General features: G+C 63.1%; 1 protein-coding gene. It reads right to left on the bottom strand.

Translation table 11 applies throughout. The features are described from left to right. Positions 1-112: 112 nt before the first annotated feature. Positions 113-1,087, bottom strand: a complete 975-nt coding sequence (locus BSP109_RS16590; protein WP_257944761.1) for a recombinase family protein — start codon at positions 1,085-1,087, stop codon at positions 113-115. Positions 1,088-1,324 lie beyond the last annotated feature (237 nt).

Below are 1,324 nucleotides of genomic sequence, written 5' to 3' on the forward strand. Positions count from 1 at the left end.
TCATCGTGATGACTCCTATTCGAGGATTCTTGGAAGGTTGACTCGAAGGATCACACGGTGGCCGCGTCTACATCCGGGTGGGTGTGTCCGGGCCTCTGTGCGTTACACCACTCTATGGGGCTCTACCGTCGGCGCAGACGAAGTACGGGTAGATGTTCCCGGTGCTGCTCTTGGCGTTGCATACCAGCAGCCGCGAACCGCACTGCCCGCAGAACACGGTGCCTTTCAGGTAATGGTCATGCACACGACTAGCATCCGCTGCGGTCCGGTGCGACTGCAAGACCGTCTGCACCTGGTACCAAACCTCCGGTGGCACCAACGGCTCGTGCGTGCCCTTGTAGGTCACGCCCTGATAGCGGACATCGCCCTTGTAGTACGGGTTGGTCAGCATCCGCTGGATCGAGGACTTCCCGATCGGGCGTGACGGCCGCCGTGGCGTCGCGGGCGTGCGCAGACCCCGCGCGGTCAGCTCCTCATGCAGTTGGCTCGTGGTCCATTCCCCGGAGGCGTAGACCATGAACGCCCAGGCCACGAGCTTTGCACGTTCCGGATCGATCTCCACGGTACGGACCTCACGCCCGTTCTCATCACGGACCCCGACGTTGCGATACCCCAACGGAGCCTTGCCGATCGTGCCGCCCCGTGCAGCTTTCTGCGACAAACCCTTGACTGTCTCAGTCGCCAGGTTGCGCGAGTAAAACTCTGCGATCGTGGACATGATGCCGTGCAGCAGCATCCCCGACGGAGTCTCATCGATGTTCTCGCTCGCTGACACCAGCATCACACCCGCGTCGCGCAGCGCCAGATGGATCGCGACGTCATCCGCCCGGTTCCTCGCCAGACGGTCGACCTTATGAACGATGCAGTAGTTGACCTTGTGCGTAGCGACGTACTTGATCATCCGCATCAGATCGGGCCGATCAGCCTTACGGGCAGACTCACCTGCGTCCACGAACTCTTCCACGATCGTGGCGCCCATCTGCTCCGCTTTGCGCTGGTTCGCCTCGCGCTGGGCCGGGATCGAGTACCCCTCGTCGGTGCCGCCCTTCTCCGCCTGCTCCTTGGTCGAGACGCGCAGGTAGGACACGGCGATCGCCTCACCGGGAGGGGGCTGCCGCGCGGATAGGTGACATCTGATCTGGCTTGCCCTTTGGGCGGCCTGGAAGGATGTGCACCATGCCCGCTCCCTATCCCCAGGTGGGGTTACCCGCAAGCTGTAGACACGTGAGCCACATCACGCTGCATGCGTGAGTGACGTTTCCTGCTCGCCCTCGACAGTCTCAACCGCCGCGACCATGCCCTGCTCGAACTCCACCGGCGGCAC

Origin of the sequence: Brevibacterium sp. Mu109 (assembly GCF_900169375.1) — a bacterium.
Classification (GTDB): Bacteria; Actinomycetota; Actinomycetes; order Actinomycetales; family Brevibacteriaceae; genus Brevibacterium; species Brevibacterium yomogidense_A.